This window comes from Amycolatopsis sp. NPDC033938 (assembly GCF_055575975.1).
Window position 1 is genome coordinate 1 of the sequence record NZ_JBVIRO010000044.1, and the last position, 1,707, is coordinate 1,707.

General features: G+C 65.8%; 3 protein-coding genes. 1 reads left to right on the forward strand and 2 read right to left on the reverse strand.

Features of this window, described 5'->3' with window-relative positions; genetic code table 11:
• A partial coding sequence (locus tag ACZ5ZX_RS41650) for a hypothetical protein (protein ID WP_465507525.1) occupies window positions 1-700 on the reverse strand: 700 nt, incomplete at its 3' end.
• A 2-nt stretch (window positions 701-702) separates the two neighbouring features.
• The gene (locus ACZ5ZX_RS41655) at window positions 703-1,110 is read right to left on the reverse strand and encodes a hypothetical protein (RefSeq protein ID WP_465507526.1); all 408 of its coding nucleotides are present in this window, start codon (window positions 1,108-1,110) and stop codon (window positions 703-705) included.
• Between the two features lie 127 nt (window positions 1,111-1,237).
• On the opposite strand from ACZ5ZX_RS41655, the gene ACZ5ZX_RS41660 reads away from it, so the two are divergent.
• Entirely contained in the window at window positions 1,238-1,534 is a 297-nt protein-coding gene (locus ACZ5ZX_RS41660) for a hypothetical protein (protein ID WP_465507527.1), read from the forward strand.
• Window positions 1,535-1,707 lie beyond the last annotated feature (173 nt).

The window sequence follows — 1,707 nt, forward strand, 5'->3', positions numbered from 1 at the left end:
AGTCGCCGTATCGGGCGTCGGAGGTCTTGCCGTCGAAGATGGCGAACTGGACGTTGGCGCGGTTCGCAAGCGAGGCCATCCAGGCGAGCATGAGCATGGTCTTGCCGTAGCCGGGGAGGCCCGCGACCTTGATGCCGCTCAACTGCCGCAGAGGGATGCCGACTTGGCGCATCCAGGGGTTATGACCCATCGGGAGAGTCCAGGCGTCCGCTTCGGGCCAGACGTACGGCTGGTGGTCAACGAGGGGGTCACCGACGATGCCCCGGACCTCCACCAGTCCGGCTTGCAGTCGGCGGACTTCCACGGTCTGGCAGTCCCAGGCGTCCGCGAGCCAACCGCCGGCCTTTTCGACTTCCTCAACGCCGACCTTCGGGATGGTCTTGATGACGGCCCGGATGCCCCACGGCTCCGGGAAGACTCGGATCTTCGGGACGACCGTGACGGGCTTGGCGGTCTTGCCCTGCCAGTCCTTGCGGCCCTTGGTGTTCTCGTCCACGCGGGCGAGGCCGACGTTTGGGGCCAGGCGACGCCAGCGACGGGAGACGGCCCAGGCGTGGCGCATCCGGCGGCGCTGGTGCGGGGTGGCCCGGATGTACCGGTAGGTGGCGATGAAGAGGCGAGCCGCCCCCCAGGCCGCCAGCACCACGAGGGTGATGACGGCGACCAGGGGAGCGAGGCTCAGGGTGTCAGTGGCGGACACGGTCAGCCTTCCTGCGAGGCGGTCTTGCGGGACTGGGGAACGGCGTTGATGGCGCGGATCTCGTCGGCCTGGTACCAGGCGGTTCCGCCGACGACCTTTTCGTTGCCGTTGCGGTCGGTCCGCTTCTCGGCCGGGGTGACGCCGACGCGGAAACCGACCAGCTCGACCGGCTGAGGCATCCCCTGGAGCGGGGCGGCGGGGTCCTGGTGCGAGAGGACACCGACCTTGAGGATCTCGTTCTCGGTCCGGCCGAACTGGGTGAACGAGGCGACGACCTGCACCTCCCACTTGGGGGTGCCGTCCTTGGCGGTGTCCTGCTGCTGCGTGCCGAACTGCATCTTCGGGGAGGAGCTGAGGAACATGACCATGGAGAAGGTGCGGGCCTGGTCAACGTGGAAGATGGCGGGCATGGATGTCTCCTGACGTTTCGTCATCTGCGGATGTGATGACTACGGGCTGTGCTGGGCTCTACGATGAGCCTGGCAGACAGGATCTGTCAACCGAGTATTCGCATAGTTCCATCCCGGAGGACGAATCATGACCCGACGCAAGGCCGACGTTTTCCGGTCTGACCTGCAACGACAGTTCCAGTCGATCTCAGAGCTAACCAGCTACCTCGGACATGCCGACGCGGCGATGTTCAGTGATCCGGCCGAGTGGCATCGGAACCTGATTCGGGCGCTGGCCGATCTGTCCGAGGCGGCGCAGAAGGCGGAGACGGCGTTGACGATCAACGCGGTGAAGACGAAGGCCCTGACGCCAACTGAGGTTTCCCGAGCCGCGAGGATCACCAGGAATGCCGTCTACAAGAGGGTTGCCGCCGAGGATAAGTGACGACGCGTTAAGGCCCCCGTCGAATTCGGCGGGGGCCTTTTCGTTGTTCCCGGCGGGGGCCGGAGCAGCCGCCGCAGGCGGTCGCGTTTTTTTGTGATTCCGGGCCGAGGAAGTCTTTACCTAAAGCTGATCAGCGGGGCCCCTCCGAGAGCAAGAAAAGGGGCCGAGTGCCC